Annotated in this window: 15 protein-coding genes and 1 pseudogene; 6 read left to right on the top strand and 10 right to left on the bottom strand. The window is 42.9% G+C overall.

Features of this window, described 5'->3' with window-relative positions; genetic code table 11:
- Positions 1-234: 234 nt before the first annotated feature.
- A complete protein-coding gene (locus tag P7J49_RS03930; RefSeq protein ID WP_408569521.1) occupies positions 235-6,276 on the bottom strand; it encodes an endo-alpha-N-acetylgalactosaminidase family protein in 6,042 nt (2,013 codons plus the stop codon).
- Between the two features lie 279 nt (positions 6,277-6,555).
- Here P7J49_RS03930 and pflB point away from each other — a divergent pair, with 279 nt between their 5' ends.
- Positions 6,556-8,901 (top strand): formate C-acetyltransferase, encoded by a 2,346-nt coding sequence (gene pflB, locus P7J49_RS03935; protein WP_408569523.1) that lies wholly within the window; start codon positions 6,556-6,558, stop codon positions 8,899-8,901.
- A 244-nt stretch (positions 8,902-9,145) separates the two neighbouring features.
- Here the strand turns inward: pflB and P7J49_RS03940 are convergent, their stop codons facing one another.
- Positions 9,146-10,093 (bottom strand): serine hydrolase domain-containing protein, encoded by a 948-nt coding sequence (locus P7J49_RS03940; protein ID WP_408569525.1) that lies wholly within the window; start codon positions 10,091-10,093, stop codon positions 9,146-9,148.
- A complete protein-coding gene (locus P7J49_RS03945; protein WP_408569527.1) occupies positions 10,090-10,836 on the bottom strand; it encodes a CppA N-terminal domain-containing protein in 747 nt (248 codons plus the stop codon). The genes P7J49_RS03940 and P7J49_RS03945 overlap by 4 nt, the downstream gene beginning before the upstream one ends.
- Before the next feature lie 169 nt (positions 10,837-11,005).
- Between P7J49_RS03945 and P7J49_RS03950 the strand changes: the two genes are divergently transcribed.
- Positions 11,006-13,273 carry a Xaa-Pro dipeptidyl-peptidase gene (locus P7J49_RS03950; protein WP_408569529.1) on the top strand — a complete coding sequence of 756 codons (2,268 nt, stop codon included), beginning with the start codon at positions 11,006-11,008 and terminating at the stop codon, positions 13,271-13,273.
- A gap of 40 nt (positions 13,274-13,313) precedes the next feature.
- Here the strand turns inward: P7J49_RS03950 and P7J49_RS03955 are convergent, their stop codons facing one another.
- A complete protein-coding gene (locus P7J49_RS03955; RefSeq protein WP_408569531.1) occupies positions 13,314-14,480 on the bottom strand; it encodes an SIS domain-containing protein in 1,167 nt (388 codons plus the stop codon).
- Positions 14,481-14,753: 273 nt separating this feature from the next.
- Here P7J49_RS03955 and P7J49_RS03960 point away from each other — a divergent pair, with 273 nt between their 5' ends.
- On the top strand, positions 14,754-15,053 hold the full coding sequence (locus tag P7J49_RS03960) for a YbaB/EbfC family nucleoid-associated protein (protein ID WP_125065493.1): 300 nt from the start codon (positions 14,754-14,756) through the stop codon (positions 15,051-15,053).
- A 43-nt stretch (positions 15,054-15,096) separates the two neighbouring features.
- On the opposite strand, the gene P7J49_RS03965 is transcribed toward P7J49_RS03960, so the two are convergent.
- A complete protein-coding gene (locus tag P7J49_RS03965) occupies positions 15,097-16,863 on the bottom strand; it encodes a glycerophosphodiester phosphodiesterase (protein ID WP_408569533.1) in 1,767 nt (588 codons plus the stop codon).
- 79 nt (positions 16,864-16,942) lie between these two features.
- Here P7J49_RS03965 and P7J49_RS03970 point away from each other — a divergent pair, with 79 nt between their 5' ends.
- A complete protein-coding gene (locus P7J49_RS03970) occupies positions 16,943-17,491 on the top strand; it encodes a GNAT family N-acetyltransferase (protein ID WP_024378512.1) in 549 nt (182 codons plus the stop codon).
- 20 nt (positions 17,492-17,511) lie between these two features.
- Here the strand turns inward: P7J49_RS03970 and P7J49_RS03975 are convergent, their stop codons facing one another.
- Positions 17,512-18,006 (bottom strand): DUF536 domain-containing protein, encoded by a 495-nt coding sequence (locus P7J49_RS03975; RefSeq protein WP_012774919.1) that lies wholly within the window; start codon positions 18,004-18,006, stop codon positions 17,512-17,514.
- A 112-nt stretch (positions 18,007-18,118) separates the two neighbouring features.
- Positions 18,119-19,518 (bottom strand): annotated as a pseudogene (locus tag P7J49_RS03980) (glycoside hydrolase family 1 protein).
- A gap of 177 nt (positions 19,519-19,695) precedes the next feature.
- Here P7J49_RS03980 and P7J49_RS03985 point away from each other — a divergent pair.
- Positions 19,696-20,868 carry an NAD(P)/FAD-dependent oxidoreductase gene (locus tag P7J49_RS03985; RefSeq protein ID WP_044676191.1) on the top strand — a complete coding sequence of 391 codons (1,173 nt, stop codon included), beginning with the start codon at positions 19,696-19,698 and terminating at the stop codon, positions 20,866-20,868.
- A gap of 9 nt (positions 20,869-20,877) precedes the next feature.
- Entirely contained in the window at positions 20,878-21,570 is a 693-nt protein-coding gene (locus P7J49_RS03990) for a GNAT family N-acetyltransferase (protein ID WP_408569536.1), read from the top strand.
- A gap of 167 nt (positions 21,571-21,737) precedes the next feature.
- Here P7J49_RS03990 and P7J49_RS03995 read toward each other — a convergent pair whose 3' ends face one another.
- From P7J49_RS03995 to P7J49_RS04005, 3 genes are read right to left on the bottom strand one after another with little or no spacing between them, the layout of a single operon-like run.
- The gene (locus tag P7J49_RS03995; protein ID WP_105128355.1) at positions 21,738-22,568 is read right to left on the bottom strand and encodes a PRD domain-containing protein; all 831 of its coding nucleotides are present in this window, start codon (positions 22,566-22,568) and stop codon (positions 21,738-21,740) included.
- A 47-nt stretch (positions 22,569-22,615) separates the two neighbouring features.
- A complete protein-coding gene (locus P7J49_RS04000; RefSeq protein ID WP_408569538.1) occupies positions 22,616-24,076 on the bottom strand; it encodes a glycoside hydrolase family 1 protein in 1,461 nt (486 codons plus the stop codon).
- Positions 24,077-25,915, bottom strand: a complete 1,839-nt coding sequence (locus P7J49_RS04005) for a beta-glucoside-specific PTS transporter subunit IIABC (RefSeq protein WP_408569540.1) — start codon at positions 25,913-25,915, stop codon at positions 24,077-24,079.
- Between the last annotated feature and the right edge of the window lie 218 nt (positions 25,916-26,133).

Consider the following 26,133-nt stretch of genomic DNA (forward strand, 5'->3'; position numbering starts at 1 on the left):
GAAGTTGATTGTTTTTTTATTCTAGTGTACAGGTAAATCCACGAATTCTCAACTGGGGGTCTTTACATATTGTCTATAGAATTTTCAAATGTATAAACTTAGACGTGTCCTGTTTCTAATTCCATTTTGCTATAAGGTTGCGAAAAGGTTCGATAAACAATACAAAAGAGGCAGGTCCGAGACCTACCTCTAATGTATTTGGAGAACAAGCTATGTTATTCTATTCTGAAACGACTACTCTGGGCGTCTTCTTCGAGTTGCCATAGCCATTAGACCTACTAAACCAGCTGCTAGGAGCAAGCCTTGTTCAGTTGTTTCACCTGTTTGCGGTAAAGTAGCTGAGGTAGCTTTTGCTGGTTTTGGACTAGCAGTTTCTTTCGCCAAGCTTGCAGGATCAATACTTGGAAGAGCAGCTGCTGTAGGAGCATAGTTAGGAACTAAGCCTCCATCGAAAGCAGGTAATGGTTCTGCTTTAACACTATCACCTTTTGCAATCACAAGCGGTGGCAATTCCCCTAACGGAAGAGGATCTGCTTTGGTACTTTCTCCTTTAGCAGTGACGATGTCCTCATCCTGTTTGACTGGCTCATCAACTGGTTGCTCAACTGTGCCTGGGTTTGATGGTATTTCACTAGCATTCAAGCGAGCAACTGTAGCATCTAAGATATTTGCTGTCAAAAGATTTGCAGCTTCGACAGAAGCCATAAAGTCTTCCACTTCTTTGACAAGAGCTGTCTTACCTGCTGAACGTGCGGCCGCAAGGGCTGCTTCATATGCTGCCTTGTCAAGGGTGGCTTCTTCCTGAACAGGGGTCAAGAAGCGGAATTCTGCAGCGGACATGAATTGATCTACAGTATCACCGTATGAGGCAGTACCTGTAATCACAATCTTCTTAGCCTCAATTGTCTTACCGAAATCAATTGTCTTAGTAGCACTTGTTGCTGGCCAATCCGCACCAGTAAAGGTATGTTCCACGTTTTGATCATCAGTAATTACCAATGTCAATGCTTTCAAGATACCGTTACGGCCTGATTGTCTCGGCACGTATTCAAAACGTTGAATGTCTACTGGTCTACGAAGGTTAACTGTCGCTGGCTCATTAATATGACGGCCATTCCATGGTGTGTGCCAGATAGTAGAAGGATTGCCATCAAAGGCTTTAGCTAGTTCTTCACCTTCTTGTGCATTAGCCTGAGCCAAGCCAATATCTTCGTTTGTGATCGCTGTTTTCTTCACTTGAAGATTTTGACGGGCTGTATTGGCGGTAGCAATCAAGGTACGAGCGTCTTCGATACTAATATCCTCAGGAGCTGCAGACACTGCTAACAAAGCTTCTTTGTACGGTGCCAAACTTTCTTGAGTATAGTTTTCATTCAAGACTGGAGTATTCAAGTTATAGTAATCCGTTGTCAACAAGTGACCAGTCAAGGTAACTTCTTCAATCACCAGATTATCTAGCATAAAGTCATTGTAGCCTCGGAAGTTGGCATTTCCACCAGTATCTCCCTTAGTATCACCACCACGGCGTGTTGAGAAGATACCAACCCAAGTATTGCCAGAATCTGCACCTGTAACTAAGAAACTTGCTTTCTTAGCCTTATCACTATCTTCCCATGAATTGTTCAATGGATTCAGCGTTAGGCTACCGGCATCATTGTTATATCGTCCTTCGCCGATAGCAAAGGCATAAGTTCCATTGGAACCAGCTTCATAATCAAAGCTTACACGATAGGCCTTGCCAGCTTCAAAGCGGAAGTTTTGTGGAATAGTTTGGTAAACAATACTATTGCGAGCTGTCAGACCATTTGTCTTGAGTGACCAAGTGCCTTCAATGACATCGTCCACCTTCTTACCATTCCAGCCACGTTGAGTGTATGGAGCATGTTTTTCTGCTAGGTGGGTACGGTTGTCCTCAACTCCTTCAATACCACCGATAACAAATGGGAAAATACCTTGCGGAACACTCTCAAAGTTTTGCTTGAAGGTACCAGCAGTTGTATTGTGACCACCTGCAAACATCGTTGAGTCATTTTCAAAGACACGAATTTCATCAAAATAGGTTGCTGCAGCATCTGCATCGCGAGATAGGGTCAAGCGTACATTATCCACATTGTCTCCAGTTGTGAAGAATACATACATGTTTTGGAAGTAACTTGTATTATCAACCGTTGCGTTTTGTGGCAATGTATTATGAGCATAGGCTTTAACGTAGTTCAGAGCAATAGACTCATTTGTATAGTTTGTAACTTCTGAACTACCTGTATTGACTGTAATGCTAGCTTTTGCTGTACTGCGGTTGTCTACCCCTACATAAGCTGCATAGCTGGTATTTGGTTTCAGACCTGTCAATTTTTGACTAAGACTTACTTTGGATGTATTGCCTTGGATACGGAGCATATCGTTGGCACCTTGGGATTTGACTAAAGTAGCCTTGCTAGTATCACCATCAATTGTCCAATGGTCTAGCTTACCTGAGTTAAAGCCTTGGTCATAGATATGCATGCCGTCGCTCCAGGACATCTCTGGATTTGTCTGCGGAGATTTATATAGAACATACGGCGCATTTGCATCCGCTTGAATGGTAATTTGACCATTTGTTACTGCCAATTCTTGAACATCTGTCTTACCAAGCTCAGTAAGTTTGTAGAGATAAACCTTATTACCAGTCCAATCTGATGGGAGGGTCCAGGTTGTAGCGCCTGCAGCAGTGTTGAAGTAGTACATTTTGTGTTTGTCACTGGTCAGGTCATTACCATTCGCATCCCAGTTCCAAGGCACCAAGTAAGCTGCTCCATCTTGAATCGTACGACCATTCAAGGTTACTGTCCGTTGACGGTAGCCAGCATTGTTAACATCATTTGACTTACGGGTCAAGACCAAGGTATTGTCAGACTTGTCTTTCAAAGTGATTTCCATCTCTGGTACCCAAGTATAAGTCTCACCGTTGTCCCTCATACGAACAGGGTCACCATTCTTCCAGTTGGTTACTTGGAAGTGTTGGATATACTTGGTCATCAGGTTGTTGGCAAACAAGTTGGTAATGTAACCATTATAGTCACTACGTCCTTGCCATCCTTCGAAATCTTTCATATCGTAGCCGCCAAGCAGTGGATAGTTTGCAGCACCACCATATGCAGGATAGTCACCAACCCATGAATCTTTTTGGTGGTTACGGATGAAGCGGGCGATATTAGAGTTGATACCTTTCAGAGTGTAGCCACCGTAGGTCAAATCTGCTGCCCAGTGTTGGAAGGTCGAGTCATACTCACCTGCATAGCCCCATTCAAAGGCATTTCTCCAACCCTGCATATTGATTTCCTTAGAAAGAATATGGGTTTCCCAAGCATTTTCGCCACCAGACTGGCCGTTACCCCATACATCGACATAGATAAAGTCTAAGCCGTCGCCCAATTCTTTCTTCAAATCTTCCCAACGTTTCAGACGGTTGTGAGCCAAATCGTAGTGACCACTGATATTGATACCTTGATCAATCCAGTTCCAACCATAAACGTACTCGCCATTTGCGTGACGACGAAGAATTTCTTCAGAGAAGTATTTGGATTCTGGATAGGTTTCAGATGCATTAACGTGAATACCTAATTTTGCGCCATATGGTTGCGATTTTTCAATCAAAGTCTTGAAGTCTTCTGTGCCACCGATACGTTTACCAATATCTGCATAGTTCAAGTGACCAGAGTCATGACCTTCACTACCATAACCTTTCAAGAGGATACTTTGTCCCAAGCCATCTGTATGAAGGGCAATTTTCTTAATACCATCCAAGGTCATCAAGAATGGGTTTTGAGCCTGTGATCCAAAGTTCATAGCAATACGGTAAGCTACCAGTTCCGGTACATATTCATGCCCTTTTGGATTGTTCATGATGTCACGGTAAGCTATAGCCCCATCTTGCCAGTCTACCTTATTATCATTGTTTACATCAGCTGCAAAAACTACTTTTGCACTTGGCAATTCGAGAGTATATTCTGGGTAAACGACACCGTTGTGGGCTCCCTCCCATCTCCATGGAGAGGAAGCAATTCCTAGATGAACACCAGTTTCACCATCAACAGTATATCGGTGGCTATTTGTTGTCAAGCGTGTAAAGTCACTTGCACCACCACCATAGCTATTTTGTGAATTACTCCAAACTGCTGCCGCAAATTGATCTGTTGAAACAAAGCCATACATGTATCCTTGACGTTGGTAATTCACACCATCTTGCAATTGAATATGCTCATCACCTGTACGATGGGTGTGGGTCGACATGCGGCTTCCATCAAATTTTGCATCGGTTTGATGGCTAGCGACTGAAACCAAATTATTTTCATCAAAAGCAATGGTTTGGATCAACTTGGCAACATCATCAATCTCTGCTCCATAGGTCACTTGGTTGCGGTTATTAACTTCCAAAACATCAAAGTGAAGTTCTTTACCTTCTACCTTGATTTGAACTTTGATAGAAGCGTTGATTTTGTTAGCTTCATCCACAACATCCAAGACATAGTGAGCGGTCTTGTCGTCAACTTTGTTATAGGTAACGGTTGGCGTCACTTTCACATTGTTGATGCGTAGTGAATTGAGAGAATGAACTTGTCCAAATACCTTGTTCCCGTTGAAGGTATATTCTCTAACACGTGGGAAGGCTCGGTCAATCTTGGCAGTCAATTCACCCGAATTGAGTTCATCATAGGCAACTGCCGCATCATTGACCACAAAAGCTGTTGTAGGTGTTTCTTCTTTTTCATCTGCAGGGGTCACACCTGTTTGGTCATCTGCTTTTATATCAACCTTGGTTAATTGCTGACCAAATGTACCTAATTTCAAAGCAACTCGTTTTTCAGCTGACAAGGCTTCTTTCACAGCTGTTTCCAAGTTTAGTGTGTCAAACAACTGTATATCATTGTTTGTAGCATTCAACTGCCCATCTGATTTGTATGAAATCGATAAAGTATTTTTACTATCTTTTACAGGAGATGTAGTGACTGTCCGTTCACGTAACCAGTTTCCTGTACCGTTAACCTTGTACTCCCAGAACCATCCTAAATTATCATATCCAACAAAGAGGAAGTTGTTAACATCTTTGTATTTGACAAAGACTCCAAAACGGCCTTGGTTATTTTCAGAACGCTCTACAAACTCCAAGTTTAGATTGACATTGCCTTCTGGACTACCTTCCAATCCAGCTTTTTCAAAGACGGCAATGCTATCTCCATTATTGTTTTGTGTCGTTGAAGAAAGTGCATTGTAACGAACTCCACCTTCTTCCTTAATGGCAACTGTTCCTTTGATAGCTGAAGTAGATCTCCAGTCTGGTTGGATATCAGTCGGTGTTGGCGTAGGTGTATTCGTCTCTCCTGTACCAGTTGTGGCATTCGTTGTTGGCTGGCTAGCAGTTTCTGAAACTCCTTCTTGGTTTTTAGCAACAATATCTACCACTGTACGGTCAGCATCACGGCTAGTTACTTTTAATTTTGCTGAGCGTGTATTCTTCAAGTCATTCCAAGCTGCTTCAGGAATTTGCTTGGCAGCAAATAATTCCTGAGCTTCAGTCATGGAATCTGAAATAATAGATGCAGAAATTTCCCCAGTAGATGTCAGGTTAACACTTAATTCATAGAGAACATTTCTTTCAGGAGCAGGTACCCGTTGCCCTTGGTACCATGTGCTTCCGCTTGGAGACTTGTACTCCCAGAACCAACCACCTTTATCATATCCGACTAAGACATGTTTATTTTGATCAGTATGATTGAGATAAACACCAAAGCGAGCCTTTTCTGGTTCAGAACGTTCTACAAATGACAATGATACCTCCGCACTGCCATCTGCATTCATCTTCAAGTCAGAATTTTCAAATGTTCCGATATTTGTCGAATTGTCCTGACCTGCAACAGAGGACAAGCGGTTGTAACGAATTCCTTCTTCTTCAACCACCTCAACTGTACCAGCCGGTGTAGAAGTTGGCGTCCATTCCGCAGCGACTTCTTGAGATTCTGACTGGGCAAAATTCAATTCCGTCCGTACTGCTTCTATATCCGTAGCAACTACCTCGTCTGTTTGGGAGCTATCTTGATCCACAACTCCTTCATTTGTATTGCTAACATCGTTGTTTTCTATCGTATCAACAGGAGTATCGGCAAGCGCTGTTCCCTCTGCCAATACTGTTCCACCTGAAAATAGAGAAATTCCTACGATAACTGACGCCGCACCTACTGTCAATTTTCTAATTGAATATCTATTCTTCTTAGAAAATAATTCCTTAGAGTAAGCTCTCATCGTCTGCCTCCTTTTTATCTTTTGTTATTAATATAATATACACATACATTCTACATGATAGCGCTTTCTTTGTCAATATATCAATCCATTATATTTGACTGTTGTTAAATATTTTAATATAATGATGACTTGAGAGACCGATGACTGGATTATTGGATTTATATTCCACTACTTGGAAAAAATTCCAATTTATTTTTCAGTGTTTTGTCTTGAAGAAAGTGCTTACATATGATATACTAAAATATGTGAAAAGTAACAATATCTTAAAGGAGAACCCTCATGTCAACAAAAGTTAAAACAAAAAATGTTGCTGAAGACATTTTCGCCCAAGCCTGGGAAGGCTTTAAAGGTACAGATTGGCAAGATAAGGCAAGTGTAACACGCTTCGTTCAAGCCAACTACACTCCATACGATGGAGATGAAAGCTTCCTCGCAGGCCCAACTGAGCGTTCACTTCATATCAAAAAAATCATTGAAGAAACTAAAGCTGGTTACGAGGATACTCGTTTCCCAATGGACGTAGATCGTGCTACTTCTATCGCTGACATCCCAGCAGGTTTCATTGATAAAGAGAACGAACTCATCTTTGGTATCCAAAACGATGAGCTCTTCAAACTTAACTTCATGCCACGTGGTGGTATTCGTATGGCTGAAACAACACTTATCGAGAACGGCTATACTCCAGACCCACTTCTTCATGAAATCTATACAAAACACGCTACAACTGTAAACGACGGTATCTTCCGTGCCTACACAGCTGACATCCGCCGTGCTCGTCACTCACACCACGTTTCTGGTCTTCCAGATGCTTACTCACGTGGCCGTATCATCGGTATGTACGCTCGTTTGGCTCTCTACGGTGCAGACTACTTGATGGAAGAAAAAGTAGCTGACTGGAATGCGATTACTGAAATTGATGAAGAATCAATCCGTCTTCGTGAAGAAATCAACCTTCAATACCAAGCATTGCAACAAGTTGTACGCTTAGGTGATCACTATGGTGTTGATGTGCGCAAACCTGCGATGAACACGAAAGAAGCGATCCAATGGACAAACATTGCCTTCATGGCAGTCTGCCGTGTTATCAACGGTGCCGCAACTTCTCTCGGTCGTGTCCCAATCGTTCTTGATATCTACGCAGAACGCGACTTGGCTCGCGGTACATTTACCGAATCTGAAATCCAAGAATTTGTCGATGACTTCGTATTGAAACTTCGTACAGTGAAATTTGCTCGTACAAAAGCCTTCGACGAAATCTACTCTGGTGACCCAACATTCTTGACAACATCTATGGCAGGTATGGGTAACGATGGTCGTCACCGTGTTACTAAGATGGACTACCGTTTCTTGAACACACTTGACAACATCGGTAACTCTCCAGAACCAAACTTGACAGTTCTTTGGTCAGACCAACTTCCATATTCATTCCGTCGCTACTGTATGGCAATGAGCCACAAACACTCTTCTATCCAATACGAAGGTGTGACAACAATGGCGAAAGATGGTTATGGCGAAATGTCATGTATCTCTTGCTGTGTATCTCCACTTGATCCAGAAAGCGAAGACCAACGCCACAACATTCAGTACTTCGGTGCTCGTGTTAACGTTCTTAAAGCTCTTCTTTCAAGCTGGAACAACGGCTACGACGATGTTCACAAAGATTACAAAGTGTTCGATGGGGTTGAACCAAATACTTCTGAAATCTTTGACTACGATCAAGTTATTGCCAACTTTGAAAAAGCCCTTGACTGGTTGACTGACACTTATGTAGATGCAATGAACATCATCCACTACATGACTGACAAGTACAACTATGAAGCAGTTCAAATGGCCTTCTTGCCAACTCACCTTCGTGCAAACATGGGCTTCGGTATCTGTGGCTTCGCAAATACTGTTGACTCCTTGTCTGCTATCAAGTACGCACAAGTGAAACCAATCCGTGACGAAGATGGCTTCATCTACGATTACGAAGTAACTGGCGACTTCCCACGTTATGGTGAGGATGACGACCGTGTAGATGACATCGCGAAATGGCTCATGGAAGCATTCTTCTCTCGCTTGAACAAGCACAAATTGTACAAGAATGCTGAAGCAACTGTGTCTATCTTGACAATTACTTCAAACGTTGCTTACTCTAAACAAACAGCTAACTCACCAGTTCACCGCGGTGTATTCCTCAACGAAGATGGTTCTGTTAACACTTCTAAAGTGGAATTCTTCCCACCAGGTGCTAACCCAACTTCTAAATCTCGTGGTGGTTGGTTGCAAAACTTGAATACTCTTTCTAAACTCAACTTCAAACATGCCAACGACGGTATCTCATTGACAACTCAGGTTTCTCCAAAAGCTCTTGGTAAGACCTTCGATGAGCAAGTAGCGAACTTGGTGACTATCCTTGACGGTTACTTCGAGCAAGGTGGTCAACACGTCAACTTGAACGTTATGGACTTGAACGATGTGTACGACAAGATCATGGCTGGTGAGGACGTTATCGTTCGTATCTCTGGATACTGCGTAAACACTAAATACCTCACTAAAGAGCAAAAAACTGAATTGACACAACGTGTCTTCCACGAAGTTCTTTCAATGGACGACCACGCTGCTGAAGTTTCAGGCCAAGCTTAATCAAACAAAAACAAAAGGACTTGCACATGCAAGTCCTTTTACTATGTCGAAAAATCTACTGAGTGTTGCGGAAGGATAGTTATAGTCGAATGAATTAGCTTTCAGACAAGGAACTGAGGTGCAGGTTGCTAGAACAGCATAAAGGCTGTTCTAGGTTGGAAATAAGACCTGCGAAGCAAGTCACTTTCGTAGAGTACGGCAAGCCGAAAGCGACGATGTATCAAAGTTAATTCAAATGACTATATTAGTCAATAGCCTCTTCTTCCTCCATGACCTGACGAATCAAGACCATGACCTGGTTTCTATCCAACTTCCACTGGGCCCGCTCATCCTTATCAAAAGTACGATTCGAGAGAAAAATCGCAGCTTTCTGCAAGGGACGGTTATACATGATAAAGGTCCCCGTATAGCCTGTGTGCGACAACCAGTCCCCCTTCTTATCCCAAGCCAGAGACCGCTTGCGCTTATCATCAAAACCGTAATCCTGCGTTAAATTCGCCGAAAAGTCAGCCGTCAGATAGCGCTCCAAAAAGATTTCCAAATCTTTGACGGTCGAAAAGAGACCTGCACTTCCCGCGTGGAGGCCTAGGACACGCGCCTTGGGATCATGTACCAGACCCGCTTTCACGCCACGCACTGTCGGCACCGCCTGACTGACTGGTCCATAAGAGGTTTGGGACATGCCAAAGGGCTCTAGAACACCTCGTCTGATTAGCTGTTCTAGACTTGCTCCACCCAGTTCCTCCAACAAAAAGCCTAGCAAGAGAAAATTAATGTCTGTGTAGAGGAAAGCTTTCTTGTCCGTCACAGTAATCTTCAAAATCGCTTCCTTGAGCTGGTCGGCATCCAGACTATCCCGATTGGGAATGAAGGGGTCGATACCACTAGTATGGGTCAATAATTGCCGAATGGTGACTTGACTATCCGCAAAAGCAGGATAATAAGACTGCAAGGTCCTATCGAGCTCCAAAGCTCCGCTGTTAACCAAAAAAGTCGCAAGAGTCCCTACTCCAACCACCTTGGAAATAGACGCCAAATCATAGGTCAAACCCGCCTCAACTGGCGTATGCCCATCCTGAGTCCCCAGATAGTACTCCAGCCACTGCCCCTTAGAAAAAAGAGCCAGACTGGCACCAGGATAGACTCCTTGCCCAATCTGCTCTGAAATCTTGTCTAAAATCGCTTGTCTCATTTTTCGAACCACAATTCAATACCACTTGGGTCAACCGTTTGAATAAAGCTTGCTTTTTTATCTTTAAAGAACGGACCCTCTGACTGGCTTTCCAAATGCGTCCAATCAAAGTCCTGCTCGACGGGAAAACGCAAGCCTTCTAAATCCCAAACTTGTTCTGCGGGAGTTAATAAATCCTTACCTTCTGCTCCAACAAAATGCAAAAAGGCTTGTTGAGGTAGGATAGCCTCATAATAGTCTTGACTGATACTAGCCTGTGGGGTATTAATCCAAATAGACTCTACTGTAAAAGCAGTCAGACCAGAAAAGTCATCCTGCACCTTAAATGGAACAGGCGGAAGGATTGCTTTTAGGTCATCAACAGATGCTTCTGCATGTAAAAGGAAGGTGTCTCCTTCTGGCGACACAGCTTCAAAACCATAACCATTTTTTCCTTGGTAGAGCTTACTATACTGTGACCCTTGCGCCAGTAAAGCTTCAATTTCAGAGGCATTGTCTACTTTTATCACAATTTTATTCAATTTTTTAAGCCCTTCGACAGCACGGGTGCGATTACCAGGAGATTCTGTCAAAACGAGCTTCGTTTCTGGACTTGTTCTATCTCCAAAATCAGCAAAAGGACCATCTTCTAGCTTGGTTCTCATTCCTAGATTTTTTTCTAAAAATCCTTGGTTAATAGCCCTATTATTAATACGTAAAACAGGGACTATAGCATCATTTTTTCTCAACACGATACATTTCACTCCTCAGTCATTCTACAATATTGTATTAAAAATTTCGTCATTTTACAACTAATTGTATCGTCGTTTTATACATTAATATCTTTATATATACGGATAATTTTTAGACAAACACTAGCTTATCAGATATAATAGCTATTATAGACTATTATCCTAAAAAAGAGGAGAATTTATGCGCTTTAATCAATTTTCTTTTATAAAAAAAGAGACCTCCGTCTACTTGCAAGAGCTTGATGCTCTAGGATTTCAACTGATTCCTAATGCAAGTAGTAAGACAAATTTAGAAACCTTTGTCAGAAAGTGCCATTTCCTGACAGCCAACACCGACTTTTCCCTGTCCAACATGATTGCGGATTGGAATACAGACCTACTGACCTTCTTCCAGTCTGACCGTGAGCTGACAGACCTGATTTTCTATCAAGTGGCCTTTCAGTTGCTGGGCTTTGTGCCTGGTGTGGATTACACAGATGTGGAAGAATTCCGCGAGGCTAGCCAATTTCCTATTGTCTATGGAGATATCATCGACAACCTCTACCAGCTGCTCGCTACCCGCACCAAGTCTGGAAATACCTTGATTGACCAGCTGGTCAGTGACGACCTAATCCCAGAGGACAATCGCTACCACTTCTTCAACGGTAAATCGCTAGCGACCTTTTCAACAAAAAACCTCATTCGTGAGGTGGTCTATGTCGAAACACCTGTCGATACGGCTGGGACTGGGCAGACAGATATTGTTAAGCTGTCCATTCTCCGTCCGCACTTTAACGGAAAAATCCCTGCAGTGATTACCAACAGTCCTTATCATCAAGGAGTTAACGATGTAGCTAGCGATAAGGCCCTGCACAAGATGGAAGGAGAGCTGGCAGAAAAACCAGCTGGCACCATCGAGGTCAAGCAGACCAGCATCACCAAGCTAGACTTGGACCAGCGGGACCTTCCTGTCAGCCCTGCCACCGAAAAACTGGGCCACATTACTTCATACTCCCTCAATGACTACTTCCTCGCTCGTGGTTTCGCCAGCCTTCATGTGTCTGGTGTCGGCACGCTGGGCTCGACTGGCTACATGACATCTGGCGACTACCAGCAGGTTGAGGGCTACAAAGCGGTGATTGACTGGCTGAACGGTCGCACCAAGGCCTACACAGACCACACTCGCTCGATTGAGGTCAAGGCCGATTGGGCCAATGGTAAGGTGGCGACGACGGGACTTTCTTATCTCGGCACCATGTCCAATGCCTTGGCAACAACTGGCGTGGACGGATTGGAAGTCGTCATCGCAGAAGCGGGGATTTCCTCTTGGTATGACTACTACCGTGAAAACGGGCTGGTGACCAGCCCTGGCGGCTATCCAGGCGAAGATTTGGACAGCTTGACCGCCCTGACCTACTCGAAAAGTCTACAAGCAGGCGACTTCCTCCGCAATAAAGCAGCCTATGAAAAAGGCTTAGCTACCGAACGAGCTGCCCTGGGCCGCACCAGCGGTGACTACAACCAATACTGGCAGGACCGCAACTACCTGCTCCACGCTGATAAGGTCAAGTGTGAGGTGGTCTTTACCCATGGCTCACAGGACTGGAATGTCAAGCCAATCCACGTCTGGAATATGTTCCATGCCCTGCCAAGTCACATCAAAAAGCATCTCTTCTTCCACAACGGTGCCCACGTGTATATGAACAACTGGCAGTCCATCGACTTCCGTGAGTCCATGAACGTCCTGCTCAGTCAAAAACTGCTGGGCTACGAGAATAACTATCAACTGCCAACGGTCATCTGGCAGGACAACAGCGGTGAGCAAACCTGGACGACCTTAGAAACCTTTGGCGGTGAAAACGAGGCTGTCTTGCCACTGGGAACAGGAAGCCAGACTATTTCCAATCAGTATGCCCAAGAAGATTTTGATCGCTACGGCAAGGCCTATCCAAGTTTCCACCAAGACCTCTATACAGGCAAGGCCAATCAAATCAGCATGGAACTACCTATGACGGAGGATATCCTGATTAACGGACAGGTCACTCTGAAACTCCGTGTCGCATCCAGTGTGGCTAAAGGCCTCTTATCTGCTCAGCTATTGGACAAGGGAAATAAAAAACGCCTAGCCCCAATCCCTGCGCCTAAAGCAAGATTGAGCCTGGATAACGGTCGTTACCATGCCCAAGAAAATCTGCTGGAGTTGCCTTATGTGGATATGCCGCAACGCTTGGTAACCAAGGGCTTTATGAACCTGCAGAACCGCACCGACCTAATGACTGTTGAGGAAGTGGTGCCAGACCAGTGGATGGACCTAAGCTGGAAACTACAACCGACTATTTACCAATTGAAAAAAGGCGATGTGCTGGAGCTGATTCTCTATACAACCGACTTTGAGTGTACTGTTCGGGATAATAACAACTGGACCATTTCTCTTGATTTGGAGCAGTCTAGCCTTCATTTACCATATTAAAAAAGAGCTTCCCCTTGCGGAAGCTCTTTTGATACCTTGTTTATGGTAGTGGATGTATAATCACACCCTGTACCACACGGTTGACGGTACCTGTTGGGGATGGTGTATCTGGTAGATTCTTGCATTTGATAGCTGCCATGATAGATACTGTTTGGGCAAAGATGATGTAAGGGAAGGTTAGGAAGACATCTGGTAAATCTGCTCCGCCTTCTGCCAAGACAAAATTAGCTGCCTCTGTACCTGCTAGCTTATCAGCCGACAAGGCAACAATCCGCTCTGCTATGCCATCACCATGAACCTCATTGAGCAAGTCCACATCGTACTGGCGAGTATAAGCATCATTTGATGCAAGGAGGAAAATCAAGGTCTTTTCATTGATGAATGATTTTGGTCCATGACGGAAGCCTAGTGGGGACTCGTACATGGTCGCAATCTTACCTGCAGTCAATTCCAAAATCTTGAGCTGTGCTTCGTGAGCTACACCATAGAAGCCACCTGAACCGAGGTAAATCACTCGTTCAAAATCAAGGTCAATCAATTCTTGTACATAGTCCTCACGGTCCAAGACATCTTGACCTAGACGGGCAATGGTCTCAACCCAAGCAGCTTTTGCTTCTTGACTGGCTGGAGAGAATACGAGGAGGGCTGTCAGAGCCATACAGCTATAAGAGCCTGTCATGGCAAAGCCTTTGTCATTTGAACCAGCTGGTTGCAAGAGTAGGAGATTTTCCGCATCCCCCTCAGTCGCAATCGCCAATTTGCCCTCTGGTGCACAGGTAATGGTCACTTGGTAAAGCTGGTCAACCAATTGCTTGGCTACTTCTACCGCTGCGACGCTTTCTGGGGAGTTACCTGAACGAGCAAAGGATACCAAAACTGTTGGCACATCCGCCTGTAAATAATCGTGTGGGCGACCAACCAATTCAACCGTACCAATGGCAGAAAAACGAATGTGTTTCAAGTCATTGACTTGGTTGAGGTAGTTGGCAATACTTTGACCAACGAAGTCTGAAGTCCCTGCACCAGTAAAAATCACATGAACAAAGTTATGCTTGTCCTTGATGGCTGTTAGAAAGGCTTCAATCTTCTCCAACTGGTCAAGATATAGTTGATGAGCCTCTTTCCACAAGCCAGGCTGTTGGTAAATCTCAGTCGCTGTGATAAAGGCTCCCAATTTTTCTAATTCTTCTTTTGCTAAACGGAACATAGCTCCTCCTTGTTTTCTGGTTATAACCAGTTTTCTTTTATTATACAAGAAAGTGCTTACAAAGTCAAATTAAAATAGATTAATATGTCAAATTTATATCCGATATTGCTGACTATAACTTATTTTAAGAAGGTAGCATTATCTACATAAAACATGTTATAATATTTACTACGCCTCTGCCTTTGAAAATTTTTAACAATAAGGCAAAATAAGGCAACGACAATTTAAAAACAAGGTCTAACCCCTTGGTACGAAAGGAATCTTAAAAATCTTATGATGAATATGCAAAACATGATGCGCCAAGCTCAAAAACTTCAAAAACAAATGGAGAAGAGCCAAGCTGAGTTGGCTGCTACTCAATTTACTGGTAGCTCTGTACAGGACTTGGTTACTGCTACTTTTACTGGAGATAAGAAATTGGTTTCTATCGACTTCAAGGCTGATGTTGTGGATGCTGACGATCTTGAAACCTTGCAGGATATGACTATCCAAGCAGTCAATGATGCTCTTTCAAAAATTGACGATGCTACTCAGAAAAAATTGGGTGCCTTTGCAGGTAAATTACCATTTTAAGACAGAAAAGACGCGATTGGGCTAGGCCCTCGCGTCTCTTTGTTTATTCAAAATTATAAATCAAAGACTGAAATTGCAGGAAAAAGAGGTCTGAATAACGTCGATTCTCTTTCATTTCCTCCATCAGAATTTGAAGCTCGGTCATATTGTCAGTGATGATACCATCCACTTGTAGCAGCAACATCTTGGTCATACTCTCTTCTTCATTCGGTGTCCAAGCATAAACTGACTTCCCACGAATCCAAGATTTTACCATAAAGTTTTGATCCAGCGAAGTGTATTCCATAGTATAGCCGTCAGCAACCGTCGTCGGATAGATAGAGTTGAACGGAAGAATAAAGAAGGATACTAATTTCTCGCTATACTGCTTTATTTCGATAATAGTACGGTAGTCTAATGATTGCATCTGGTGTCCTTTGGCAATCAAACGTTGACCGTATTTTTTTAAGAAATTCTGGGTGAGTTTTGGCGAATCTGCCTTGGTCACTTTAATTTCTACCAATAATTTCTGTCCCAGCTCATCCGCTTTTTCAAGATATTCATCAAAAGAAGGAACTGGAGCTGCCATGCCGTTTTCTGATGCAGTCATCCCTGTCAACTCTGCAAGAGTATAGTCATGTGTACCTCCGGGATTGCCCGTCAAAGCCAATAAATCCGTATCATGCATGACAATAAACTGACCGTCCTTCGTCTCCTGAACATCCATCTCAATATAATCTGGCTTGAGCTGAGAGGTTTTCTCTAGGGCCTCGATAGAGTTCTGGACAGCATTGCCATTGTCAACACCGCGATGGGAAATGGTAACTGGCAGGGTATCGAAGGGATAGTAGAGTGCAAGCGCTCCTTGTGTACCGAATACCAGACTAGATACTAGCAAAATTGCCAATCGCAGGCGATGACGGAGGCGTTTACGGCGGTAGTTTGGCAATTGTTTCTCTGTTAAGAGACTTACAAATCCCATCATAAAGAGTGCAACTACTCCGTAGTAGGCTAATTTTAGGATTGCATAACAAACAACTGCCAGCCAATATGAAGGGCCTGTGTCTGGTAGATAAGGTTCAGCCACTAGTTGCACTAGATAGAGCAATATCCCTATTCCTGTGAATAGGAGGACTGGAAAAGTGACCAGCCAAATCAGACGGAAAAAGGAACTGACTTGTTTTCTTCCCCTGGTCTTCTTCCAAGAATAAGCGATGGATTCCTTTACACTCCTGTGTTCAAAGTAAATGTTCGGCAGAGCGTACATAAAGCGTGATGCGAGCCAGAAGAACAAGAGGAGAAAGAACAAAATCAATATTCCTAGCCAGACTGTGTTGGATAGGTAATCTACGATAAATTGGGGTACTACGATTTTATTAAAATAATAGATATTTAATACCCGTCGTAAAGACGGGAGAAGAATAACTGAGTAAAAGAGGAGAAATAAAACCTTTGGTAGGCTGCTGTGACGGATAATCGCCACCATACTATCTCGTACATCCCGTAAATAGTCGGGGAGGTGCTTGACTTTTTCATCCAACAGTTGCCAAACCCCTGTGAACAATAGAGCTAATTCTAGATAGGCAATGGCAAGGTTGACAAAAAAGAGGAGAATAAACAAGCCTGTTACGAGCGGATTTTCAGCAAACACCGACAACAAATTCGTCGGTGAAAGGTAGGCATGCCCTGTCATAGCTAAGAGTCCCTCAGAAATCCATGAATTGAGCGGTATCCAAACAAATTCCATAAAGGTAAACAGGGTAAAAAAGAGCAAAAGAATCTTGTCTAAGTTGTAATATATTTTTTGAAATTCACGTTGTATCTTTTTCATGATTCTAGTGTCCCATATTCTGACAGGAATTGCAAGCCTTCGTCAAATATGCTAGACTAGAAAAATAAAGGAGGGTCTCATGATTAGAATTGCACCGATGACTGAAGATTATTTGCATACACTTTGGAAGATTGGCCATCGTGAAGCTGCACCTCGCTGGAAGGAATTTGCAGCTCCCTATTTTGATGACTACCAGGCCTGCGCCACTTTTGAAGATTTTCAAGCACTTGAACTCTACCAGTGGTTACAAAAAGATTGTGTCAGAGCAATCCTAGTGGATCAGCTGCCTATTGGATTTGTGAGCTATTACTGGGAGTGCCAGCCAACACGCTGGCTCGAAATCGGGATTGAAATCTATGACGATAAGGTCTGGGGAAAAGGATATGGCACAGCTGCTCTCCAACTCTGGATTGATACCATTTTCCAGCAATTTACAGAATTAGAACACATCGGGCTCACTACCTGGTCTGGCAACAAGGGCATGATGAGAACCGCAGAAAAATTAGGCATGACCAAAGAAGCCCATATCCGCAAGGTTCGATACTGGCAAGGGCATTATCATGATTCTATCAAATATGGAATTCTGAGAGAAGAATGGCTAGAACAAAAGAAAAAATCAAGTTCCTAAGAGCTTGATTTTTTACTTATCTATTTCCCAAATAAACGTGCAAAGAAGCCTTTAGCTTGCACTTCTTCTGCCTGTGCTTTAACTTCGTCCAATTCCAACTTGAGAACTTCCTTATCGGCCATAGCTTTTAGTGTCAATTGCTGTTGCTGATCCAACTGTTTATCCTTCTCAGCAATCTGCACATCTTTGACCTTGAGTTGCTCATCTTTTTCGGCAAGTTGCTTATCTTTGGCTTTTAATTGACTATATAAGCGGATGATTTCAGCGTTTTTCTCGTCAACTAAAATTTCCATCAATTCACGATGCTTGACTTCATCACTAATCGGCTCATCTTCAAAAATGGTTGTTTTGTAGATTTCCTCCAACTTAATCAAGCCAGCACGATTTACAACGGTCACACCCTTGTCATTTTTATCTACAAATTCTTCAGGAAGTGATTTGACGCGATTATTCATAGCCTGCCGGCTCACTCCTAAAATTTCAGCTAACTCACTGACTGTTTTTTCGATTCCCATAATATCCTCGGTACTTACATTTCTCATAGTTTGTATCATTAAAATATTACCACAAAAGCCCAAGTTCTGTCAAATTATGGGAGATTTCCAAAACAAGACTATCACCCTCTAGCTATCTTGTAAATCCGTTCTCTTCACTTACTTGCTTGAACCAATGTCCCTATTTTTTATAGTTTGTTTCTGTGTTTGGAGGTCAAGCGAGACCAAACCGTATCTATTTTTATAGGCATTTAACCAAGACCAACAGTCAATAAAAGTCCAGACCATATAGCCCTTACAGTTCGCCCCTTCATCAATACCTCGATGGAGCTGAATCAAATGGTCTTCCATGAAGTGAATCCGATAGTCATCCTGAATCATGCCATTTTCTTCAAAAACATCCTCCCCTTCGACTCCCATGCCATTCTCCGTTACCAACCATTCGATATTCCCATAGTTTTCCTGGATATTTTTGGCAATGTCATATAACCCTTCTTCGTAAATTTCCCAGCCTCTATGGGGATTGATTTTCTTGTCAAGCTTATCATAAGGCTGGAAATATTGGGATAGGAAAGTAGGTTCTCCGTTCCATCCATCTTCTGAAGGAGCCTGCACGCGCAGGGGCTGGTAATAATTCACCCCCAAGAAGTCAACCCTATTTTCTTTGATAATGGTCAATTCCTCCTCTGTGGTTTCTGGACGTAAACCGTGTTTTTCAAGAATGTCAACCAGTTCCCTCGGGTATTGTCCCAAAACAGATGGATCCAAAAAGCTTCTCGTTTGAAATAGCTCAGCAATCCGCGCTGCCTGTAAATCTTCTGGACTCTGACTTCTTGGATAGGCAGGAGTAAGATTGAGAACAATGGAAATTTTGTGGTCTGGGTGTAGTTGGTGACAGGCCCGAACAGCCAAAGAACTAGCCAGTTGAGTATGATACGCTACGACCACAGCTGCCTTGGCATCCACCTTGCAAGGGTAATGGTAATTACCTAGATAGCCACATTCTACTGGAACAATGGGTTCATTAAAGGTAATCCAATGATCCACCAGATCTCCAAAGAGACTGAAACACTGGCGAGCATAAGCCTCATAGGCCCAGACAATCTCCTTATTTTCCCAGCCCCCCTTTTCCTGCAAGACATAAGGCAAATCGAAATGATAAAGATTGACCAAAAGCTTTATTCCGCGCTCTCGAATACCTGCAAATACAGCCCTATAAAACTCCACAGCTTGCGGATTGACCTCGCCTATCCCTTCCGGAATCAGACGTGACCACTGTATAGAGGTGCGAAAAATACTATGACCTGTTTCCACCAACAAATCCAAATCTGACTGGAAATGTTCATAGAAAGTCGATGTTTGTTCCGGTCCTATTTGCTGGTGAAAGAGCTCAGGTTCCTGACTGTACCAGTAATCCCAGTTATTCCACCCCTTTCCATCACCAGCAGCGCTTCCTTCACTTTGAGGGCCTGAAGTGGAGGAGCCCCACAAAAAACCTTCTAGAAAACGATACTCTCTTTGCTCGCCTGCCATGCTACCACCTATTTTCCTTTAATTTACAGATTGGACATCTAATAAAAACTAGACTTCCTCAGTCTCATTATACTCCCTTCACTCTACAATCGTCCTCTTCTATCTCAAGGAAAAACTCCACAAATCATAGCAAAGACTCAAACTACTTTCTTGATGAAAATATGATACAATAAAGGCATGAATACAGTAGATACCATTATTATCGGAGCGGGGCCTGCTGGCATGATGGCTGCGATTTCTTCCAGCTTTTACGGCAAGAAGACCCTCCTCCTTGAAAAAAACAAGCGTTTGGGCAAGAAACTATCTGGCACAGGCGGCGGACGTTGCAATGTGACCAACAACGGCACACTGGAAGACCTACTAGCTGGCATTCCAGGAAACGGCCGCTTTCTTTACAGCGTCTTCTCCCAGTTTGACAACCATGACATCATGAATTTCTTTCAGGAAAATGGGGTCAAGCTCAAGGTGGAGGACCACGGTCGTGTCTTTCCGACCACCGATCGTTCCCAGACCATTATCAAATGCCTGGAGATGAAGATGCTGGAAAATGGCGTGGACATCCGTACAGGGACTGAGGTGGTGTCCGTCCGCAAGATGGACGACCTCTTCCATATCAAGACCAGCGAGGAGACCTTCACAGCTCCACAGCTCATTGTCACCACCGGTGGCAAGACCTATCCTTCCACTGGCTCGACCGGTTTTGGACACGACATTGCCCGCCATTTCAAGCTTGAAGTCACGGAGATTGAAGCCGCAGAAAGCCCTGTCCTGACCGACTTCCCCCACAAGAAGCTTCAAGGCATTTCCCTGGACGACGTCACCCTGACCTACGGCAAGCACGTCATCACCCACGACCTGCTCTTTACCCACTTTGGCCTGTCGGGGCCCGCTGCTCTTCGTCTGTCTAGTTTTGTCAAAGGCGGCGAAACCGCATTTCTCGATGCTCTGCCGACCCATTCTGACCAAGATCTGTTTGAGCATTTAGAAAAGAACAGGGAAAAATCCGTCAAGAATGCCCTCCGAGAACTCATGCCAGACCGCCTAGCAGACTTTTTCGCGGAGAACTACGACTGCAAGGTCAAACAAGTTTCCCAAAAAGACCTGACTGAACTGGTCACCCTCCTCAAAGCCTTACCTATCAAGATTACAGGCAAGATGTCCCTGGCCAAGTCCTTTGTGACCAAGGGTGGCGTTGACCTCAAGGAAATCAATCCCAAAACCTTGGAAAGTAAGAAAATCCCTGGCCTCCACTTTGCAGGTGAGGTCTTGGACATCAACGCCCATACCGGTGGCTTTAATATCACCTACTGTCTTGCAACTGGCTGGGTGGCTGGAAGTTTACATTATTAGAAGGAAACTATGCCTATCAATTCATTCGGTCAAGAAATTGGTATGCCCTTGCCACATTACACCAGTGGTGAGCGACCAAGTCTGGAGACTATACAAGGACACACAGTCCGCTTAGAAATGCTTGGTCTCCAGCATGCAGATGATCTCTATCAGTTTTATGGACCGAGTGCTAAAAAAGCCGATTGGACCTATCTGGCCCTTGAGCCCTTTGCAGACCGTGACTCTTTTCAAGCCTATTTCCAGACTCTTTTGAACTCGACCGACCCCTATTATTTTGCCATCATTGACCAAGCAACCAATCAGGCAGTCGGAACCTTTGCACTCATGCGAATAGATACCAACCATCGTAGCATTGAAGTGGGCTGGGTCATCTTTTCTCCTCAACTGCAACGGACCCGACAGGCGACAGAAGCCCACTATCTTCTCATGAACTATGTGTTTGAAGAACTGGGCTATCGACGCTACGAATGGAAATGCGATTCGCTCAACCAAGCCAGTCAGGCTGCTGCCAAACGTCTGGGCTTTATCTACGAAGGCACCTTCCGTCAGGCTCTAGTCTATAAGGAACGCAATCGGGATACCGCCTGGTTTTCTCTATTAGACCACGAATGGCCCGACCGCAAGCGTGCCCTTGAAAACTGGCTAAAGGATAGTAACTTCGATGACCAGGGCCAGCAAAAACAACCCCTATCCTCTTTCTAAATTCAAGTAAACTAGTCTAATACTAAGACTTTTTTGTGAATTCTATTGTACAAAAATAACCTTGTTCTGCTTAGAACAAGGTTATTTTTCACCTATAGGTGGGCTTAACTATTATTTCCCCGAAAATCTCTTGGAGGCTTCAACTTAGCAAGTATACAGGGTCTGTCTCATTTTTTTCGAGTAATACGTTCAAAATGAATGGCTAGATAGGTCAACTCATCAATGGTAATTGTTTTATGATAGTGCTCCTCAAGGAATGTTTGAACCTTTACAGCCTGTTTCATTCCCTCGGGCATGGTTTGACAGATCTGATCAAATAAAATTTGGTTTCCATCCTGAAGCATCCTATCAGCAAAAAATCGTTCCACAAAGAATCGAATATGAGTTACAAAGCGTTGATAACTCAAGCTATCTGAAACAATTTGTATATTCGAGGAATAGCGTATAAGAGTCTCTAAATCTCCTATCAATTTAGCAATACGACCAGCATCATTTTTATCCGAACCCTGTTGAGCATTTATAAAATGAAATGCAATATTTGCCGCTTCAGCCTCTGGTAAAGATATATGAAGCACTCGGTTTAAGAGTTGAATGGCATAACACCCAATCTGATACTCTTTGTTATAATAAGCCTTTATTTCCCATAAGACCTTATTCTCAAAAACAAGTTCCTTTTCAAATCGTTCCACCGCAAAGTAGATATGATCTGTAAGACCAATCCACAACGACTCTTGTAACGGAACATTTAAAACTTGCTTTGCATACTCAATAATATCTCTGGCTATATCAAAATACGTAGCTGGCACTTCTTCTAGTAACCCTAACAAATGTTGGGACTGTGGAGTATTTACAGATTGAAACAGCTTATCAATATTGGAATTTACAAGTACCTCTCCTTGCTTCTTCCCAAAACCAATCCCTTTTCCTAAGGCTATTTTTTCAACTCCTTCATCATCGACTAAAACGACACTAGAGTTCAATACCTTTTTGATAATCATCTTGTATCTCCACTTTGAATAATTGATTTATACTATAACATATCCTTCTAATCTAAATCAAGTCCATTTGAACGGATAACTTTTTGATACCAGTAAAATGAGTCTTTTTTAAATCGATTATAGGTTCCATTTCCTTCATCATCTGCATCTACATATATAAAACCATACCGTTTGGACATTTGAGATGTACTTGCAGAAACCAGGTCAATGCATCCCCAACTCGTATAACCAACGAGATCTACTCCTTCGTTTACTGCCTCACGCATCTGCTCAAAATGAGCTCGGAAATAGTCAATCCGGTAAGGATCATGAATAGTACCATCTTCTTCAAGGATGTCTCTTGCTCCTATACCGTTTTCTACTATCATGAGCGGCTTGTTATAGCGGTCATATAATTCTAAAAGTGAAATTTTTAATCCTTTGGGATCAATTTGCCAGCCCCAATCTGTTGAAGGAAGATAAGGATTTTTTACCCCAAGCACTGTATTTCCTGGTGTACGTTCAGCATTTGGATCAGCCGACTCTGTCATCGACATATAGTAGGAGAAGGTCACGAAGTCAACAGTATTTTCCTTCATTACCTCTAAATCTCCCGGCTGAATATTTAAGTTTATTCCTTCAAGCTCCATCCGACGAAGAATTAGGCGTGGATACTCCCCAAAAACCTGTACATCTGTATAGAAATGGTTATCCAAGTTCTTTTTAAAAGTTCGTTCAACATCCTCTGGTGCACATGTCCGAGCATATGTTTCTAACTTTGTCAACATACACCCCATCTTAGCTTCTGGAAGCGTCTCATGCAAATCACGTGTTACAATCGCCGAAGCTAACAACTGGTGATGAAGAGCTTGATAAATGATTTCTAATTCTTTTCCTTCTTCGCATTTATCTGGAATAATTCCTGCGGTTGTAAAGGGGTGACGGACAATCGAGTCTACTTCATTGAAGGTTAACCAATATTTCACATTCGGAAAATGGTCATAACAAGCATTGCAGAAACGTACAAAATCATCTACAACTGCCCTATCAGCCCAACCATTATTACTTACAGCAAGGTAAAGGGGCATTTCATAATGAGAAAGAGTGACAATGGGTTCGATATTAACAGACTCTAACTTAGCAAATACTCGTTTATAAAAATCAATTCCTTCCTGATTAGGTACTAATTCTTTTCCAGTTGGGAATAAACGAGTCCATGCAATTGAAAGTCGAAAAGCATTGAAACCCATTTCCGCAAACAGATTAATATCCTCTTCATATCGGTTATAGAAATCGATCCCTCTGCGTTTCGGATAATGAGTAGCTGTCTGATCTTCAATTGCATTCTGAATATCTTGCGAAGTGATTGCAACATGAGCCTTATAATTTTTTACATCCACGTTTGGTTTATAGATAGAAACATCAGCAACTGAGAGGCCCTTTCCACCTACATTCCATGCTCCTTCAACCTGATTAGCTGCTACAGCACCTCCCCACAAGAAGTCTTTAGGAAAAATTGATTCTTGCATTTAATTCACCTCGTCTTTCCTGGATACAAGCATTACTTCCTCATTATGAACAACCTGTCCAGAATTTTTTTGAATAGCTACATCATACTCATTTTGATTGGTCACTAATGCCATCACTGTTGGATCATATCCAGCTTCTTGAATAACCGAAATATCAAACTCTAGCAGAACATCTCCCGGTGCGACAAGTGCACCTGTTTCAATCTTAGGACAAAATCCTCTTCCTCCCAATTGTACGGTATCAATTCCAACATGAAAGAGAATTTCTGCACCATTATCCGCTTTCATCGCAATCGCATGACCTGTTTCATATACAAGGGATACCTCTCCGGCAACAGGTGCATAAACAATACCCTTCGACGGTTTAATCGCAACCCCATCACCAACAAGCTTTGAGGCAAAAACAGAATCATTGACATCCTCCAGAGCTAGAAGTTCACCATCTACAGGAGAACCAAATGAAATGGTTGCTATTTTATTTTCTTCCTGAGATCCCTCAAGTTTCTCGTCTTTAAATGTAACATATGTAAAAACAAATGATAGAACAATTGAAATTGCAAAAGCAATCCAAGCATTCATAAAGTTTGAACCACCATTGGGATCAATATACATAGTCATGGTTGCCAATCCTGGTCCGACCAAGGCAAATGCTTTCAAAGCGGTGAGCCCGATCGCAATTCCACCAAAGAATGAACTAGCTACAACACTATAAAGTACTTTACGATTCTGAATAGTCACACCATAAAGAGCCGGTTCTGTAATACCAAATAGGGCAGAAATACCTGCTGAAACGGCGGTAGCACGCATTTTACTATTCTTTGTTTTTAAGGCAACCGCAAAAGTAGCTCCTGATTCTGATATATTGTGAACAAGTGATGCTGGTAAATACAATGTTTCAAAACCAGCTTTCATTGCTTCAATCGCATAAGGCAACATAGCTTTGTGCATTCCTGTTACTACCATAAACGGAAGGATTGCTGCTAGAATACCCGTAGCCAACCAACCAAGAGTATTATGAAGAGCAACTACCGCTGTTGCTAATAATTGACCTAAGTTAAACCCTAGCGGACCTAATACAAGGAGGGTCACTGGCACTGTGATGGCTAAGGCCACCATCGGTACAAAGAAAATCCGAATTGGTTTTGGAGTATATTTAGTCAAGACTTTTTCCATTGAAGCAAAGAATAAAGTTGACAGAATTGCTGGAAAAACCTGATAAGGATAGGAAATATTCTGAATAGTAACTCCAAATAACTGCGTACCCTCCGCCAACATTGCCGTTACATTTGGCAAAAGTAACGCTCCTACAGCTGCTGCGGCAACTAATTCATTAGCACGTAATTTTTTAGCCGTGTTATAAGCCACTAAAATAGGTAAGAAGTAAAGAGGAGCATCTCCAATCTGGTTGAAAATAGTATAGGCAGCAGATTCCTTATTCAGCCATCCAATCCATGCCAACAACATCAAAACTGATTTTAGAACTCCACCTCCTGCTACCGCGGGTACTACTGGTTGGAATACAGCAACCAGAAAATCTAGAAAAATTGCCCCCCAACTTTGTGCTTGTTTCCTATTTGTCGAGAGATTGTCTGCTAAATCTCCGACTAGCGGTTGAACTTCCGCAAAGACTTCATTTACCTCGTTTCCGATAATGATTTGAGTTTGTGCATTTTGCCGTACTCCCATAACCCCCTCAATTTTCTCCAGTATCTCGATATTTGCTTTTGTATTATCAATTAATGTAAAACGCAAGCGAGTCGAGCAATGTTCTAGGTGTGCAACATTTTCTTTACCACCAATATTTGCCACAATTTCTTTGGCTGTTTGTTTGTAATCCATAGGACACTCCTTTTGGCATTTAACCAAAAAACAAAGGACCCCTATAGTACGGCACCTCAAAAATAAGTGTCGTTCTATAAAGGTCCTGCCTGCTTTACCAGTCACATGCCTAAATTTTATTTTGTAAACTTATTATACACAAGAAAAATGAAAGCGTCAACATTTTTTGGAATTTTCTTGTTTATTCTAAAAATCATCAGTTTCTTATTATTTTCCAT

It is taken from the genome of Streptococcus suis (assembly GCF_046032515.1).
Lineage (GTDB): Bacteria > Bacillota > Bacilli > Lactobacillales > Streptococcaceae > Streptococcus > Streptococcus suis_AL.

Bases quoted from the DNA above. Each gene is read 5' to 3' on its own strand.
- P7J49_RS03930 (WP_408569521.1), bottom strand. From the start codon at position 6,276: ATGAGAGCTTACTCTAAGGAATTATTTTCTAAGAAGAATAGATATTCA.
- pflB (WP_408569523.1), top strand. From the start codon at position 6,556: ATGTCAACAAAAGTTAAAACAAAAAATGTTGCTGAAGACATTTTCGCC.
- P7J49_RS03940 (WP_408569525.1), bottom strand. From the start codon at position 10,093: ATGAGACAAGCGATTTTAGACAAGATTTCAGAGCAGATTGGGCAAGGA.
- P7J49_RS03950 (WP_408569529.1), top strand. From the start codon at position 11,006: ATGCGCTTTAATCAATTTTCTTTTATAAAAAAAGAGACCTCCGTCTAC.
- P7J49_RS03955 (WP_408569531.1), bottom strand. From the start codon at position 14,480: ATGTTCCGTTTAGCAAAAGAAGAATTAGAAAAATTGGGAGCCTTTATC.
- P7J49_RS03960 (WP_125065493.1), top strand. From the start codon at position 14,754: ATGATGAATATGCAAAACATGATGCGCCAAGCTCAAAAACTTCAAAAA.
- P7J49_RS03965 (WP_408569533.1), bottom strand. From the start codon at position 16,863: ATGAAAAAGATACAACGTGAATTTCAAAAAATATATTACAACTTAGAC.
- P7J49_RS03970 (WP_024378512.1), top strand. From the start codon at position 16,943: ATGATTAGAATTGCACCGATGACTGAAGATTATTTGCATACACTTTGG.
- P7J49_RS03975 (WP_012774919.1), bottom strand. From the start codon at position 18,006: ATGGGAATCGAAAAAACAGTCAGTGAGTTAGCTGAAATTTTAGGAGTG.
- P7J49_RS03985 (WP_044676191.1), top strand. From the start codon at position 19,696: ATGAATACAGTAGATACCATTATTATCGGAGCGGGGCCTGCTGGCATG.
- P7J49_RS03990 (WP_408569536.1), top strand. From the start codon at position 20,878: ATGCCTATCAATTCATTCGGTCAAGAAATTGGTATGCCCTTGCCACAT.
- P7J49_RS03995 (WP_105128355.1), bottom strand. From the start codon at position 22,568: ATGATTATCAAAAAGGTATTGAACTCTAGTGTCGTTTTAGTCGATGAT.
- P7J49_RS04000 (WP_408569538.1), bottom strand. From the start codon at position 24,076: ATGCAAGAATCAATTTTTCCTAAAGACTTCTTGTGGGGAGGTGCTGTA.
- P7J49_RS04005 (WP_408569540.1), bottom strand. From the start codon at position 25,915: ATGGATTACAAACAAACAGCCAAAGAAATTGTGGCAAATATTGGTGGT.